Genomic DNA, 16,488 nt, shown 5'->3' with positions numbered 1-16,488 from the left:
TACGAATATTTTATTTAATTTCACCTTCTCATTTAGGATAATGCTTATTTAATTAATAAGCACTATTAGTAATATCCTCAGTCGCATTACTCTTTTTCTAAATAGCCTGTTTTACTTATCAAAAGGTTTTCATTACCAAGGATCGGACAATGACAGACAGTTATAAATCATATGAAAAAAATATAATTTCTAAAGAAAAATTGAAAATAGATAATATTAGTAAGATAACCTCTCGCTATACATGGAAAAATAACACTGAAGATAACAAAATCATCACACTTCTTTATTCATTTAGTCAAGGTTACACATTATGGGAAGCGGATACTCAAAAACAACAAAATGCGCCCCTATTCTTATTTAATGAAAAGCAGATTACCCAAGCTAAAGCTGCGATGCAAAGCTATGCAGACATCGCTAACATTCAATTTATTCAAGCCTCGGAAAACCATTCAGCCAATCTATTATTTTTAAATTATGAACAGCAAAGTAGCCCTATTTCTGGCTATGCTTATTATCCCAACAATGGAAGCTTCAGCCCAATATGGATTAATTACGCTAAAAACGGTGCGACCAATCCCACAAAAATAAACTACGGTGGGCATGTCATTGCTCACGAAATCGGTCATTCTTTGGGGCTGGCACATACCCATGCTCCTTATGGCTATACGCAGCAAGCCAGTGTGATGAGCTATTTGTCGGAGAAATATTCTGGTGCTGATTACCGCTGGAACTATCCATCAACACCGCAGATATTGGATATCGCCACTGTCCAATATCTCTATGGTGCTAATCTCCACACACGGACGGGCAATACCATTTATGGTTTTAGCTCCAATAGCGAGCGGGCGTATTTCACCGCACATGATGCCAATGACGTATTGATATTTTGCGTATGGGATGCCGGTGGTATTGATACATTTGATTTCTCCGGTTATTCACAAAATCAAAAAATTAACCTGAATGAACTCAGTTTTTCTGACGTGGGTGGTTTAAAAGGAAATATCTCAATTGCCGCCGATGTTTGTATTGAAAATGCCATCGGCGGCAGAGGTGATGATGAAATTAGAGGTAACAGTGTAGATAATCGATTGGCCGGTGGGCTAGGTGCTGATCACCTTTGGGGGAAAGAGGGTAATAATACTTTTGCCTATCTTAATGATAGTGATTCTTTAACAACCTCTGCCGATACCATTCATGATTTTAAAGCAGATAAAGATAAAATCGATTTATCGCCCTTTCTTTCTAAAGAGAGTGATATGCATTTGGTCGATAGATTTACCTTTAAAGGGATTAATGAACGTGTAGAAATCATGCAGATATTTGATGAAGAGACCGATATGACATATCTGCTGATTGATCTTAATGATTACGAATATGAAAACGATATGCTGATAAACCTCTCGGGGAAGCATCAATTGTCATCAAATAATTTTATTACCAGCCCAATATTCGCTGCATAAAATTTATACCCGCCATACTTCAAGCTCACGCTGAAATATGGCGGGTAGACCATCGTAGTTGTATTAAGAAAGAGGGGGATAAATATCAAAACGATGGCTTTTCGTCGTCACCGCGGCCTGCGCTGCCACACCTGCCAGAGGTTCAGCATAGTCGGGGCGTTTAACCACCACTCGCTTGGTTGCCAAAGCACGCGCCGGAGCCAGTAAACCATCGGCATCCTCATCTGCGCCCACTAACGATTGGAACACGCGCATTTCCTTTTTCACCAGTGCACTTTTTTGCCGGTGCGGGTACATAGGGTCGAGGTAAACGACTTCAGGCCGAGGCTCAATCTCCACCAGCGCGGTCAAACTCGAAGCATGCAATAACGTTAATCGCTCGCGTAGCCAAGGACCAATTTCAGCATCCTGATAACCCCGGCGCAAGCCATCTTCCAGCAATGCGGCCACCACCGGATTACGCTCCAACATTTGCACATGGCAACCCAGCGCCGCCAGTACAAAAGCATCACGGCCCAAACCAGCGGTCGCATCGACAACCCGCGGCAGGTAGCCTTTTTTGATACCTACCGCTTTGGCGACCGCTTCACCACGCCCGCCGCCAAATTTACGGCGATGAGCCAGTGTGCCGGAGACAAAATCAACATAGATCCCGCCGAGTTTCGGCTCATCTCGCTTGCGCAGTTCAAGGCGCTCAGGAGTGAGTACCAGCGCCATTATCGCTTGCTCGTCAGACACCAAACGCCAGCGTTCTGCCAGAATAGACAAGGCGCCGGGATCGGCGCCTGATTCAGACAATAAACAAATACTTATCTGTGACACATTCTAGCCCTTAATACCGTAATGGCGCAGCATAGCATCCAACTGCGGCTCACGGCCACGGAAGCGCTTGAACAGCGTCATTGGCTCCTCAGAACCACCTTGAGACAGGATATTATCGAGGAAGGACTGCCCGGTTGCCGCATTGAAGATCCCTTCTTCTTCAAAGCGCGAGAAAGCATCGGCAGAGAGCACTTCCGCCCACAGGTAGCTGTAATAACCCGCCGCGTAACCACCGGCAAAGATATGGCTAAAGGCATGTGGGAAACGGCCCCAAGTGGGTGATGGCACAACAGCGACCTGTTTTTTCACTTCATACAAGATCGGTAGGATCTGCGCGCCCGTCAACGGATCGAACTCATAATGCATACGGAAATCGAACAGACCGAACTCCAGTTGGCGCAGAATAAACAGCGCCGCCTGATAGTTTTTCGCAGCCAGCAACTTATCTAACATCTCTTGCGGCAATGGCTCATGGGTTTCGTAATGGCCCGAAATGAAAGCCAGCGCTTGTGGCTCCCAACACCAGTTTTCCATAAATTGGCTCGGTAACTCGACCGCATCCCACGGCACACCATTGATACCAGAAACACCCGCAGTATCAATTTTGGTCAGCATATGATGCAAGCCGTGGCCAAATTCATGGAATAATGTGGTCACTTCGTTATGGGTAAACAGCGCCGGTTTACCGCCAACTGGCCCATTAAAGTTGCAGGTTAGATAGGCTACTGGTTTTTGTAATTGGCCATTGGCCAAACGCAAGCTGCCGACGCAATCATCCATCCAAGCACCGCCACGTTTATGTTCACGGGCGTACAAATCCAGATAGAAGCTACCGCGCAATTCACCACTGGCATCAAATAGATCGAAGAAACGCACATCTGGATGCCAAGTATCCACATCATGGCGCTCTTTGGCGGTAATACCGTAAATACGTTTAACCACCTCGAACAGCCCTTCAACAACACGCTGTTCCGGGAAGTAAGGCCGCAATTGTTCATCACTAATGGAGAACAAATGCTGCTTTTGTTTCTCGGAATAATAAGTGATATCCCAAGCGGCTAGCTCACTGACGCCATAATGCTTTTCAGCAAAAGCACGTAACTGGGCCAGCTCTTCTTCTGCTTGCGGGCGAGCGCGTTTTGCCAAATCATTTAAGAAGCCCAGCACCTGTTGTGGGCTTTCTGCCATCTTGGTTGCCAGCGATTTATCCGCATAACTATTAAAACCAAGTAACTGTGCCAATTCATGACGTAAGGTCAGAATTTCGGCCATGATTTCGCTGTTATCCCATTTGCCAGCATTTGGCCCCTGATCAGAGGCACGGGTCGCAAAAGCACGATACATCTCTTCACGCAATTGGGCATTATCGGCATACGTCAGCACCGGAAGATAACTTGGCATATCCAGTGTCAGTAACCAGCCCTCTTGCTCTTTGGCTTCGGCCATGGCTTTGGCAGCTGCCAGTGCACTTTCTGGCAACCCTTTCAGTTGCTCAACGTCAGTAATCAGCTTGCTCCAACCCATCGTGGCATCAAGCACGTTATTGCTGTAAGTCGAACCTAGCTCAGACAGGCGGGCAACAATTTCGCCATAACGTTTTTGCTGTTCGGGTTCCAGACCGATACCGGATAACTGGAAATCACGCAGAGCATTTTCTACCGCTTTGCGCTGAGGAGCCGTCAAGGCATCAAACCCCGGCCCTTCTTTCAGGCTGACATAAGCCTGATACAAACCTTTATGCTGCCCGACCCATGTGCCGTATTCAGAGAGCAGTGGCAGACTTTGCTCATATGCCTCGCGCAGTTCCGGGCTGTTTTTCACGGAGTTCAAATGCCCAATAGGCGACCAAATGCGAGACAAACGGTCATCGGATTCAGCCAATGGCTGGCATAAATTATCCCACGTAAAAGGGCCTGGCTGGGCAACTACCCGCTCCACCGCTTGACGGCATTCATCCAGAGCGGATTTCACCGCCGGCACGATATCTTCAGGGCGAATAGCAGAAAATGGCGGCAGGGAGAACGGGGTCAACAGCGGGTTTGTCATAGGGCAGTCCTGATTATTTTAAGTTTCAATAAGGTTTTGAATGTCAGCCAGAACAGCGCTGGCTACAAAGAATAAATGACGAATAAGTTATTAACATGAGGTCTGCCAGCACGAAAATCAATGGCTGACAGGTTAATCAAAAACCTCAACCAACTTAAATTGCTCAAAGACCAGTAGCATATCAGGAGAAAAATCCCCTGCTCGTTCAAAAAATGCCTGATGCCCTTGCTGCCAGTACGTTAGGCTTTTATCACCCTCGCCTTCTTTGGCAGCCATTTCTGCGCTGACATCGCAATAACGAACCAGTGTTAGGCTAACAGTTCTGATCACGCAGACCGGCTCATTTCGGCCATTAAGAATGACGTTGTAATCACCAATACTCGGCGAAACCTCTGACTTATAAGCATGATACGAGCCGCAAGTCGCTGTTTTAGCCCCACTGATAACCAGTTGTGCCAGTTCATCAGCCATTTCAGGGCTATCACCAAATGGCCAGTGCAAGGCGTCAGGGTATCGTTCGGCGAGAGCCTTTTTATTCATTATTTTATCCATTCATTTTTACATCCATGGTCGCAAGGCGAAGTATTTGCCACAAATCAATGCTTTTCACTTTTTATCCACCAGACAGTTTATACTAGTTGCCATAATGTGCTGGCTACGGTCTCTGACTGGGATGTTTATTGCATCCACGCAGACAAAGCATGGTCACAATCCACAGTATATACTCTCATTAACTTGATGATTTATATCAGAATATCAATTGGTTAAAATAAAATGTTAAGTTACCGCCATAGCTTTCACGCCGGCAACCACGCCGACGTTCTTAAACACACGGTTCAAAGCTTGATTATTGAGTCTTTGAAAGAAAAAGAAAAACCGTTCCTTTATTTGGACACTCATGCGGGTGCCGGTCGCTATCAGTTAAGTGGCGAACACGCCGAACGCACGGGTGAATACCTTGAAGGTATCGGCCAGCTGTGGCAACGCGATGACTTACCTGCTGATTTAGCTCCGTATATGAGTGCTATCAACTACTTTAACCGTGGTGATAAGTTGCGTTATTACCCTGGCTCACCGTTGATTGCACGCCACTTATTGCGTGAATACGACAAAATTCATTTGACGGAGCTGCACCCTAGCGATTTCCCATTATTGCGTAATGAATTTGCCAAAGATGAGCGCGCAAAAGTACAACGAGCTGATGGTTATCAACAACTTAAATCACAATTACCGCCACCATCACGCCGGGGTTTTATCCTGATTGACCCACCGTATGAAATGAAAACCGACTATCAGGATGTAGTGAAAGGGATTCAGGAAGGTTATAAACGTTTTGCAACTGGCACCTATGCTTTATGGTATCCAGTAGTCCTACGTCAGCAAATCAAACGGTTATTACGTGATCTGGAAGCCACCGGCATCCGCCGTATTTTGCAAATTGAACTGGCCGTGCGCCCAGACAGCGACCAGCACGGTATGACGGCCTCTGGCATGATTGTGATTAACCCGCCGTGGAAACTTGAACAGCAAATGAATACCCTGCTGCCATGGCTACACAAAGCACTCGTGCCTTCAGGCCATGGTCATACATTAGTGAAGTGGGTAGTCCCTGAGTAAATAGTGCCTATACCCAATAGATTTCGAGTTGTCGTAGGTGGTAACTGAATGAACTCAACGCGTTGAGATAACTCAATGGATGGGATCAATGATAGCAGCCAACAACCCTACGGCTTGAAAGATGTCGGGTATCAATCAATTGGTCACGTGAATCAGAGCAATTGATGCAACCTTTGCGACAAAATGCTGGCAAGGGTTAAACTCTTAGGCAATTTTTAAACGATTCTTGATGGAAACGACCCTGATGACTAAACATTACGATTATCTAGCAATTGGCGGTGGCAGTGGCGGGATTGCGTCGATCAACCGGGCAGCCATGTATGGCAAAAAGTGTGCGCTGATCGAAGCTAAACAGCTCGGTGGGACTTGTGTAAACGTGGGTTGCGTGCCAAAAAAAGTGATGTGGCACGCCGCACAAATCGCGGAAGCGATTAAATTATATGGCCCAGACTACGGTTTCGACACCACAATCAATCATTTTGATTGGAAGACTCTGATAAAGAATCGTACTGCCTACATCGATCGTATCCATCAGTCTTATGAACGTGGTTTAGGCAATAACAAAGTTGATGTTATCCACGGCTTCGCGCGTTTTGTTGATGCCCATACGGTGGAAGTCAATGGTGAGAAGATAACCGCAGACAATATTCTGATTGCCACCGGTGGTCGCCCAAGCCGTCCGAATATTCCTGGTGCTGAATATGGTATCGATTCTGACGGTTTCTTTGAGTTAGATGAGATGCCAAAACGGGTCGCCGTCGTAGGTGCCGGGTATATTGCGGTAGAAATCGCGGGCGTACTCAATGGATTAGGCACAGAAACACATCTTTTTGTGCGTAAGCACGCGCCACTGCGTACCTTTGATCCACTGATTGTGGAAACCCTGTTGGAAGTGATGAACACCGAAGGGCCAAAACTGCATACCGAATCCGTACCGAAAGCCGTGATCAAAAATGCCGATGGCAGCCTGACACTGCAACTGGAAAACGGCACAGGAGTGACCGTCGATCATCTGATTTGGGCCATTGGCCGTGAACCTGCAACAGACAACCTGAATCTGCCTGCCAGCGGTGTCAAAACCAATGAAAAAGGCTATATCGAGGTTGATAAGTTCCAGAATACTAATGTCAAAGGTGTCTATGCCGTTGGCGATAATACTGGCGCGGTTGAACTGACGCCAGTGGCTGTAGCCGCAGGTCGCCGTTTGTCTGAGCGCCTGTTCAATAACAAGCCAGATGAACATTTGGATTACACGAATATTCCAACCGTGGTCTTTAGCCATCCACCTATCGGCACGATTGGTTTGACTGAACCACAAGCGCGCGAGAAGTTTGGTGACGATCAAGTGAAAGTCTACAAATCTTCATTCACGGCCATGTACAGCGCCGTGACTCAGCACCGTCAGCCATGCCGGATGAAGCTCGTCTGTGTCGGTGCGGAAGAGAAGATTGTTGGCATTCATGGCATCGGTTTTGGTATGGATGAAATTCTGCAAGGGTTCGCTGTTGCCGTGAAGATGGGCGCGACCAAGAAAGATTTCGACAACACTGTCGCTATCCATCCAACTGCTGCTGAAGAATTTGTCACCATGCGCTAAGACTGGGCAAATAGAGGGTCAAAGGCTATAAACCACAGGGTTTATAGCCTTTTTTATTGCTCACTTAATCAGCTAACTCAGAAACTGACTTTGACACCTAAATTACCGGCGTAGCCGTCCATTTTGCCATCAAATGCACGCTGGTATTTAACATCGGCATAAATATCAACACGATCATTCACTTTTGCGGTCACACCCGCACCGCCCTGCCAATAGGTTTTCGTGAATTCTGGGCGGAGGCTGGCAGTATCAATAGTGACCTGCGGGTTCTGCCCAAGTTGGTGAACAACATCAGCAGAAAAATACGGTTTGATAGCTCGCTGTGGCGTCGCCTCACTGAATATCCGCATCCCAGCACGAGCCTGTCCAACAGAGTATGAAGTGCCACTTACCCCAGAAACATTATCACTAAAACCACTCAGATTCAGGTACTGATATTTCAGTTGACCTTGAGGCTCTACTTTCCAGTTTCCGACAATGGGGTATGCCTGCCCAACTTCGGCAGATAGCGCCACACCATAACCATTTTGTTTTGCATCATGTTGGCTTTGATAGTTATTACGGTATAGCGTCCCCTGCCCAACGATGTCAACATAACCACCTTGTGGCGTAGTTAAGGTGTAGTACCCCCCCAAGCCATAAGCATCCGTTTTAATTTTTCCGGTATTGACCGAGAGATCTGGCCGCACTGCCCGCGCCTGATCTTGTGCATCCGTGTCCTGCTTACCCAAGGTTATCATGACGCCAGCAGTGGCCTGAGTTCCCGCCGAATTTTCAGCCTGATAGACATCATGCCCTAGTTGGGCGAACCAAATATCGGAGTCATAGTTAAAACGGCCAGCTTCAAACTGATTATGTTGCCCACTGATTCGCCCCCAAGAGCCCTGGCTAAAACCATTCGCCGCCCCTTTTACATCCCCTTGGCGCTCATGGAAGCTACCCAGTGTCGTGAACCCGTAGAATGCATTTAACCAAGGTGTTGCAATATAGCCGGGAACTTCACGGCGATAAGCCGTTTCTGGCACAGAGACCCCCGGCACAACTGGATTGACCGTAACAATTTCACCGGGATCGGTTGGGTCAGCCGGATCCGTTAACTTCGGTGGAGTCGGTGGCGTGGGTGAAATCGGTGGTGTAGGTGGTGTAGGTGGAATCGGTAATGGCGGTGGGGGGGCAACAGGCGCCAGATTCGATTGTAAATTCCAGTTGTGCTCATCAAGCTGATACAGGAAATACTCATAAGCACCAGCGACAACAGAGCCATTCATCGCAAAACGGCTACCGCTACTGTCCCCGTCAACCGTAATCAGATTAATACCGGACCCAGTCGTCAATGCCCCCAACCCTCCCTGATTAATGACCTGAACACGATGATCGCCTGTCGCATTTCCGGTCACATGCAATCTATCCGTCGGAGAACTGTCATCACCCAATTGTGTATTAAAGTTCAGGATGCCGTTGCCGGTTAAATCGCTGTTCACCGTTAATGTACTGAAACCGGTGCTCGGCCCACGAGCAGAGGGATTATTACCCGTCGAAATAAAATTCAGTTGGCCCAGAATATTCATGGACTCAACATCGGCATCTCCAGTCAAATTCCAAATACTGCTAACATCGATATCAACACTTTTGGCATTACTGGCCGCACCGCTCCAGACAGAGCCATTTTTAAGCGCCAGATTAACGGTATTATTTTCATCGGCCCGAATATCACCCACCAAAATAGAATGATTGTCGGCGTTCACATTAACGTTACTGACAACATTCAATGGCGTGGCAACACTCCCCGTATTGGTCGAGGCACTGACCAGTACCCCATTGCCGCCACTCAGTTGCGAGCCATTTTTCACATCCACATTGATGCTGGCACCATAAGCCCGGATACCAGTCCCCTGTTCACTGATAATCTGGCTGTTATCTAATGTCGCCTGACTATAAGTTGTATTTGAACTGGTTGCATAAATCCCCCCGGCATTCGCTCCCGTGGTCGTGATTTGGCTATCTGCCAGCAAAATACGGCTATTAGTTTGTAGCCACAAAGCATAGGCACTCGCGCCAGTGGATGTCCCAGTAATATTTTTAGCGTTCACTAATGAGCTAGCAAAAGTGCCGAGCACCATACCCGAATCGCCCGTGGTATTAATGGTGGCACGATCCACATTCAGTGTTCCCCCTCGTGCGGCAGTCGCGCCAATACTACCCACACCAGCAGTCGAGATGGTCATGTTCGTGGCGTCAAACATTGATTCCGAATAAATACCGTGGGAGCTATTTCCCGTAGTGATAACCCGAGTATTATCTACAATAGCACTACCGCGGTTCTCAATAGCCGTCGCACCGTCACCCTCAGTAATAACTTCAGAATTATATACTTTCACTGATGAAGTCGTATCCGGCACCCAAATCCCCAAAGCATAAGTCCCTTTGGTGTGATAAGAGCCACCATTAACAGTGACATCGGCGTTCATATTTACGTTAACCATTGTCGCATTACCGCTGTGAGAAACGGCATTAACATCGTTTAATATGATGACGGCTTTGTTGGTCGAACTATTACCCATGGCACGCAATACTGCACCCGATGCCAAGTCAATATTGGCATTGCTGATGGTCGCCGCACCCGTGATGTCAAAAACCTGAGCAATATTACCGGTAGCCGTGAGGCCATCCAGAGTAATAGAGGAATCCCGACCAACGGTAACGCCGGCATAACCATTGGCCATATTGATCGTCGTGTTATCCAAGGCAGCATGTAAACCGCCATAGGAAATATACACACCCGTACCGCCGCCAGTGCCCGTATTATTAATGACATTATTTGTACCGGCTAAGGTGCTGCCAAGATCACTCAAATAAATGCCATAGCCACCACCACCACTCGCATTAAGTGTTGTGTTGTTCACCGTTAATGCTGCGCCCGCAGTGCCTGAGACACCGTATGCTGAACTTCCACGGGTGGTTATCTCAGTCCCATTAAGACTTGTGCGGCTCCCGATCCCCGTAGAATGAACACCATTTCCCTGCTGGCCCATAGTGGTTATCGACCCACCATTTAATACCACCGAACCTTTATTATTATTGATGCCATAAGCAACCACTCCATTGGTTTTAATGGTGGAATTTTCCAGGTTTAATGAACCGCCATTACTCACATTGACACCGTTCGCGCCACGCGCCGTAGTATTAATGGTGAGGTCAGATACCCCCGTGACGGTGCTATCAGTACCTTGTACAACAACGGCGGGCTGGTATTCACCGTCAGTGCCATATTCACCCGAAATAGGAACCGTAGTACCATCCGTAACACTGATGGTTTGTGCCGCCCAGCTGTAGATCGGGCTGAAAAGAGGGATAAGCAAACTCGCCAGCAACGTTTTACGAAAGCGCGGGGAGAGGGTTGTTCTGTGTGTTTTCATGTTAATAACCTGGGCTTTTACATAAATGATTCAAATAGAGAAAATCTTCAACTTAATTCGTTAAATGCTATTTCTTGGTATTATTTAGATTTAATTGGCGGGTTTAATTTAAAGAATAACCAACCTAATTTATTAATAATGTATTCATTTAATAAACAATTTAATATGAGATTACGCCATATTGCTTGTAGGTTATTTCCTACAAAATTAAGAATGTAGGAAATAATCAATAAGTTAAGATTAATTAATATTAAATATAATTAGTTATAATTTTGATATTTCAGCTCAGTGGAATTTAATTCGGCTGGTTGTGATAGACGCTAACTCTGCTATCATCAACAGATTAGTTATCGTTTTATGTCATATTTTGTAGAATAATCATCTGCATAAGGCATGGATTAACGCAATTGAGGGGAATGATGCCGAACGCACAACAAGATAACTCAGCGCCACTGAACACAGGGTTTAAGACGGGTAAAAAAGCGATTTCCTATATAGCGCGAATAAGCCACCGTGTTAAAGCTTTTCCTGCTGTTGCCCATATTATCCGTGCAACAGATCGTTTCAATGATCGGCTCGGCAGTCAGTTTGGTGCCGCAATTACCTACTTCTCATTTTTGTCACTGATTCCTATTTTGATGGTCTCTTTTGCCGTGGTCGGTTTCGTGCTGGCCTCTAACCCTGACTTATTAGCTGAATTAATTAATAAAATTGTTAATACCATCAGCGATCCAAGTTTAGCAGCCACACTTAAAAATACAGTTAATACTGCCATCCAGCAGCGCACCACCGTCGGGTTGACCGGTCTGGCGATTGCACTTTATTCCGGTATCAGTTGGATGGGGAATTTACGCGAAGCCATACGTGCGCAATCTCGCGATGTATGGGAGCGTAATCCGCAGGATCAGGAAAAATTCTATTACCGCTATGCCCGCGATTTTATTTCTCTCACCGGGTTGGTTATTGCATTGATTATCACTCTTTCGCTGACCTCCATTGCGGGTGCTGCACAGTCGGCGATTGTTCATGCACTAGGGCTAGAAGGAATAGAGTGGCTGCGGCCAGCGATGACACTGATTGCGCTATCGATATCCATAGCGGCTAACTATCTATTATTTCTATGGATATTTTGGATTCTACCGCGATATAAGCCCAAGAAAAAAGCGCTACTGCGCGGCACGCTGATTGCCGCTATCGGTTTTGAAATCATTAAATTCATCATGACCATGATGCTACCACGTCTCGCCAGTTCCCCCTCCGGCGCGGCCTTTGGTTCAGTGATTGGCTTAATGGCCTTTTTCTACTTTTTCGCTCGCCTGACGCTATTTTGTGCCGCGTGGATAGCTACGGCCCGTTACGCCGAGGATGGAACCTTACCCCCAGAGACGGGTAATAAAACATCACAATAACTCACATATGCCAGTCATCATTCAATGACTGGCATATTCTTCTTTAAAGAAAATAACCACATTTCATTGTAAACCCAACCTAAACAATACTTCTTCCATAATGATATATAAGTCTTATGGGGGATGCCGACCCCATGAGTTTCTGACTACACTGACTGCTCGTCATTAAAGTGAAGGGAAGCACATGCCACGTTATATAAAGAAACTTGGGGTTTTACTGATACTCCTCATCATTATTCTCCTCGCCGTCATCTATAAATTACGTTTTAGTAACGCTGATGCGCTATGGAAAATAGTCAACCAGCAATGTGTTCCCCATATGGAAACGGAACATAATCCACAGCCTTGTATCGAGGTCGATACCCACGCCGGTTTTGTGGTGTACAAAGATATACACGGGCCATTGCAATATTTGTTGATGCCGACGGCTAAGATCAGTGGTATCGAAAGCCCGGAATTGTTAACCCCCAGCAGCCCAAAGTATTTTTTTGATGCCTGGCAAGCTCGTCATTTTATGGCAGATAAATATGGCGCACCGATTGATGATGCTGATATCTCGTTAGCCATAAATTCAAAATATGGCCGCAGTCAGGATCAGCTTCATATTCATATCTCTTGCCTGAAACCGCAGGTAAAAACAGCATTAGCCGCGCAAGAAAGCGGCTTCCACCCACAGTGGCAGCCGGTTCTCGGCGGTTTATTGGGGCATGATTATCTAGCACGGCGAACAACGTCGATGGAATTACAACAATTAGGGGCATTTCGCTTGCTAGCAGATGAAGTGGAAGGGGCGAAAGATCACATGGGCCATTACGGTATGGCAATGACAGCATTGCCCAACGGAGAATTCTTGCTGTTGGCCAGTAAAGTCAATCCATTGAAGCTGCATCGTGCTTCGGTGGAGGAGTTGCAAGATCACAGTTGCACACTGCTCCCCCAACCACCGGCACATTAATACATCATTTCTTTTGCTTTATTTTTTTCAGGAATGGCGTGCACTGATTTTCTTCCGCTTCACTGGGGGAAATCAGTGCCAATAACGCCGCTGCTGGTGTCAGCGCCACACCCAAGACAGCAGCAACCGCACCACGGGCAAGCAATGGCCCCGCTTTCACTCCTGCATCCGGCTGCTTAAATGTCCCTTTGACATAAAGTGGTGAACGTAAGGTTAGAATGCGCAGCCCTTTGCTTTCTGGATCGATGGATAAATCCAGCCGCTCAGTCGCAAGATTGATATTTCCGGTAATATTGATAATGGCATTCTCGGTGTCGATAACAAATAGCCGCGGTGTTGCCAAGCCATTACGCAACTGAATATCAGCCACCGCGCAGTTGATTTTTACTTCATCGTCACCGAATAACTTCGCCACGATATAGTTACCCACATTTAGGCCAAGTAACTCCATCAAACTACGACTAATTAACCCTTGGTTCAGCAGCAGACGCAAATGCCCATTACTGGTTGCCAACAAAGCGGCTACCGAGTTGCCTTTGGCGGTAAATGATGCATCACCATTCATTTGCCCCAGACTGTTACGCATCGCCTGAACTTCCGGTAACAGTGCTTTCAGTTGCAAGCGGCGGGCATGTAAATCGACCTTACCTTGCATCGGGTCTTTATTGCCGTTCAGCCGCAAAGTCGCATTGAGATTGCCCCCCGCCATACCGAACCGCAGCGGATCAAGCAATAACTCACCATTATTGAGCACCACGTGAGTCGATAGATCGGTTAAAGGTAATGATTTATCACGATCGATATGTTTGGCGCTGTAGGTCACATCAGCATCCATCACATTCCAACTTTTGGTGTCAAACTTCTCAGTGGGTAGCACTTTATTCGCAGGCTGTCGGCTTCGCTCGCCCCGGTTAGCTTTTTCCTGATTAGAATCCGCGCCAATCAACGGCGCCAAATCAGCAAAGCGTAATTTGTTTGATGACAGCTCACCGGCTAATTTTGGTCGAGGTTGGCTGGCGGTATAAATCAAGTTGCCATGAATATCACTGTCGCCAATCTTTCCGTTAAACTTTTCGTAGCGATAAACTGCCCCTCCCTCTTGTTTGAGGTGCGCAATGAGATGGCCATCAGTGTTGTAAGGTGGGGTAGCCGGTAGCAAAACACCAATCAGTGGATAGAGGTTATCCAAGCTAGCACCCGAGAATTTCAATTGCAGATCCAATCCCGCTAAATGACCGGGATCCGTTAATGTGCCCACCACCGCAACCCGCGTAGTACCGGAGCGTACATCTGCTTGCAACGGAAATGGCTGAGTCGCATCACTCATCGACAGCATACCACCCATTTTTCCACTGCCGGTTAATGGCTGGCCTTGATATTTGCCATCAATCTTCCAACCAAAAACATAATCTGGCGTGTTACTTTTTGCCTTTTCAGTGGCAGGGTTATCCTTTTTCTCCGCACGCGCGCCAGTTACCTCAGCAAAGGGTAACGGTTTGCCCAAGGGATCGATCACTGCGTGAAGATCAGCTTTTAGCAAAGCATCATTGAAATTTATCTCCCCACGATCAAAGACAATATCGTGAATATTTACTGACCAAGCTGAAGGCGGGTTATCGCCCTCTGTCGGGCTATTTGCCAAATTAAACGTCCAGTTGTTCTTGCCGTTTGCCAGACGCAGCAAGTTAGCATCGGGTTGGGTCAGCCAAATACGTGGAATCAGCACTTCTTTCGCCAGTAGCGCCAAGGGGGCAATGCTGGCATCAACCCGTTTTAGAGTGACCATTTCCCCCGCAGGGAAAGCACTGGATGCGGTTTTGTCTTCAGGGGTTTTGGTGGCTTTATCATCGCCGAGATCCGCAGGATTGCCCAAAACCAAGTCTTCAGCATGAATATGCGGCCAAGGCACCCAGCCACGCCACCCCGGTTCGTCACCTTTGCGTGACCAATCCACACTCAAATTGCCACGAATGGCGAAAGGCCGTTGCAACTCAGCTGACACCTTTTCGTTAATCGTCGGCTTTAGACGATTCCAATCGAAAGTCATCACAAACACGATGACTGCTGCCAGTAACAGCACAATAATCCCGCTAACGCCAGTCAGCACTTTTCCGGTTTTGGTCATAACAGCTCCATGCCAGTACTCATGATGTATAAAGCCGAATCTACACCGAGGGTGTTCAGACAAGAGTCAGTTCACTGTATTTTAATTGAAAAATCGGTTAGACAAGGGTTAACCGATGGCAAGTGCAGATTCAGAAGATAGCTTTAACTATAGTAGATGGGCGGTTTCTCAGGAAAGATTAACCACAAAACAGCATGGGGAGTGTCTGTAATCGATCAAATGACGTGGGTCGGGAGAGATAGTAACCCTGCGCAGCCGCAGCATCAGAACGTTGTACCATCGCCCACTCTTGCGAGGTTTCCACCCCTTCAACAATCACGCCTTTACTGTAACGATCCATTAAGGTGACCAAAGTGAAAAACAGTTGGTTTCCAGCATCACTTTCTTGCAGCACGATAAACAGATCTCTGGCAACTTTAATATATTCATAGCGCCAGCTAATAAATGAAGTGAAATTCGCCAACCCACTACCAAAATCATCCAACCACAGTCGATCGGCTTCTGCAATGCGGGCAAAGGGGGTATCCAAAGAGGTATCAACATGTTCAAGCAGTTCAAAGCGAATGTATGGCATGTCATCAATCAACAACTTAGCCTGCAAGTCATCCTGCATTGCCATCAACGCCTGACCATCAATATTGATAGAAACCAGCACTGAATGATGAACAAATATCGCATGCCACTGCTTAATCATATTCAATTGCTCCAGCACCACATCCAAACGGGCACGGATACTGATAGCAGTAAAATAATCCTCCGGATTCAAGCGAGTATCGGGTGATGAAGGATGAAAAACTGCCGTGAGCAACTCGATCGCCAACAGCGCACCAGAGGTACGATAGATAGGTTGAAAAGTGTACCGACGCTGACATTGCCGCCAGAAGCTTTGTCCTTTATTTCGATCAATAGCGGCAAAGGATGGCGCAAGTAAACCTGATACTTTATTGGTCATCATCAGTTTAGTCGCCATGGTTCAGGACACCAGACAGCAAGGGCAGTCTGATGACATCCTGTTGTAAACGGTTTTCCTTCTGGAAATGT

At 46.9% G+C, this 16,488-nt stretch carries 11 protein-coding genes; 5 read left to right on the top strand and 6 right to left on the bottom strand.

All coding sequences use genetic code 11. From position 1 onward, the window contains the following. Nucleotides 1-149 precede the first annotated feature (149 nt). Entirely contained in the window at nt 150-1,460 is a 1,311-nt protein-coding gene (locus tag ACIOG0_RS00560; RefSeq protein ID WP_128451429.1) for a M57 family metalloprotease, read from the top strand. A 63-nt stretch (nt 1,461-1,523) separates the two neighbouring features. Here the strand turns inward: ACIOG0_RS00560 and rsmJ are convergent, their stop codons facing one another. The 3 genes from rsmJ to ACIOG0_RS00545 form a co-directional block, all read right to left on the bottom strand. Next, nucleotides 1,524-2,282: a 16S rRNA (guanine(1516)-N(2))-methyltransferase RsmJ gene (gene rsmJ / locus ACIOG0_RS00555; protein WP_050099497.1), complete on the bottom strand. Its 759-nt coding sequence runs from the start codon at nt 2,280-2,282 to the stop codon at nt 1,524-1,526. 3 nt (nt 2,283-2,285) lie between these two features. Further along, entirely contained in the window at nt 2,286-4,328 is a 2,043-nt protein-coding gene (gene prlC, locus ACIOG0_RS00550; protein ID WP_050140032.1) for an oligopeptidase A, read from the bottom strand. A 132-nt stretch (nt 4,329-4,460) separates the two neighbouring features. Next, nucleotides 4,461-4,868: an ASCH domain-containing protein gene (locus ACIOG0_RS00545; RefSeq protein WP_128451431.1), complete on the bottom strand. Its 408-nt coding sequence runs from the start codon at nt 4,866-4,868 to the stop codon at nt 4,461-4,463. 234 nt (nt 4,869-5,102) lie between these two features. On the opposite strand from ACIOG0_RS00545, the gene ACIOG0_RS00540 reads away from it, so the two are divergent. Together ACIOG0_RS00540 and gorA are read left to right on the top strand one after the other, a co-directional pair. Beyond that, nucleotides 5,103-5,945 (top strand): 23S rRNA (adenine(2030)-N(6))-methyltransferase RlmJ, encoded by an 843-nt coding sequence (locus ACIOG0_RS00540; RefSeq protein WP_050140033.1) that lies wholly within the window; start codon nt 5,103-5,105, stop codon nt 5,943-5,945. A 244-nt stretch (nt 5,946-6,189) separates the two neighbouring features. Then, nucleotides 6,190-7,542, top strand: a complete 1,353-nt coding sequence (gene gorA / locus ACIOG0_RS00535; RefSeq protein ID WP_145582067.1) for a glutathione-disulfide reductase — start codon at nt 6,190-6,192, stop codon at nt 7,540-7,542. Nucleotides 7,543-7,619: 77 nt separating this feature from the next. Here gorA and ACIOG0_RS00530 read toward each other — a convergent pair whose 3' ends face one another. Further along, a complete protein-coding gene (locus ACIOG0_RS00530) occupies nt 7,620-10,958 on the bottom strand; it encodes an autotransporter outer membrane beta-barrel domain-containing protein (protein WP_128451433.1) in 3,339 nt (1,112 codons plus the stop codon). 419 nt (nt 10,959-11,377) lie between these two features. Here ACIOG0_RS00530 and yhjD point away from each other — a divergent pair, with 419 nt between their 5' ends. Both yhjD and ACIOG0_RS00520 read left to right on the top strand, forming a co-directional pair. Beyond that, on the top strand, nt 11,378-12,367 hold the full coding sequence (gene yhjD / locus ACIOG0_RS00525) for an inner membrane protein YhjD (RefSeq protein ID WP_050099491.1): 990 nt from the start codon (nt 11,378-11,380) through the stop codon (nt 12,365-12,367). Nucleotides 12,368-12,551: 184 nt separating this feature from the next. Beyond that, on the top strand, nt 12,552-13,322 hold the full coding sequence (locus ACIOG0_RS00520; RefSeq protein WP_128451434.1) for a CDP-diacylglycerol diphosphatase: 771 nt from the start codon (nt 12,552-12,554) through the stop codon (nt 13,320-13,322). A gap of 4 nt (nt 13,323-13,326) precedes the next feature. On the opposite strand, the gene ACIOG0_RS00515 is transcribed toward ACIOG0_RS00520, so the two are convergent. Together ACIOG0_RS00515 and pdeH are read right to left on the bottom strand one after the other, a co-directional pair. After that, nucleotides 13,327-15,447 carry an AsmA family protein gene (locus ACIOG0_RS00515; protein WP_050099489.1) on the bottom strand — a complete coding sequence of 707 codons (2,121 nt, stop codon included), beginning with the start codon at nt 15,445-15,447 and terminating at the stop codon, nt 13,327-13,329. Between the two features lie 178 nt (nt 15,448-15,625). Further along, nucleotides 15,626-16,417 (bottom strand): cyclic-guanylate-specific phosphodiesterase, encoded by a 792-nt coding sequence (pdeH, locus tag ACIOG0_RS00510; protein ID WP_050099488.1) that lies wholly within the window; start codon nt 16,415-16,417, stop codon nt 15,626-15,628. Between the last annotated feature and the right edge of the window lie 71 nt (nt 16,418-16,488).

Origin of the sequence: Yersinia vastinensis (assembly GCF_044905075.1) — a bacterium.
Classification (GTDB): Bacteria; Pseudomonadota; Gammaproteobacteria; order Enterobacterales; family Enterobacteriaceae; genus Yersinia; species Yersinia vastinensis.
Note: the sequence above shows the minus strand (reverse complement) of the source record. Positions and strands in the feature narration are given on the sequence as shown.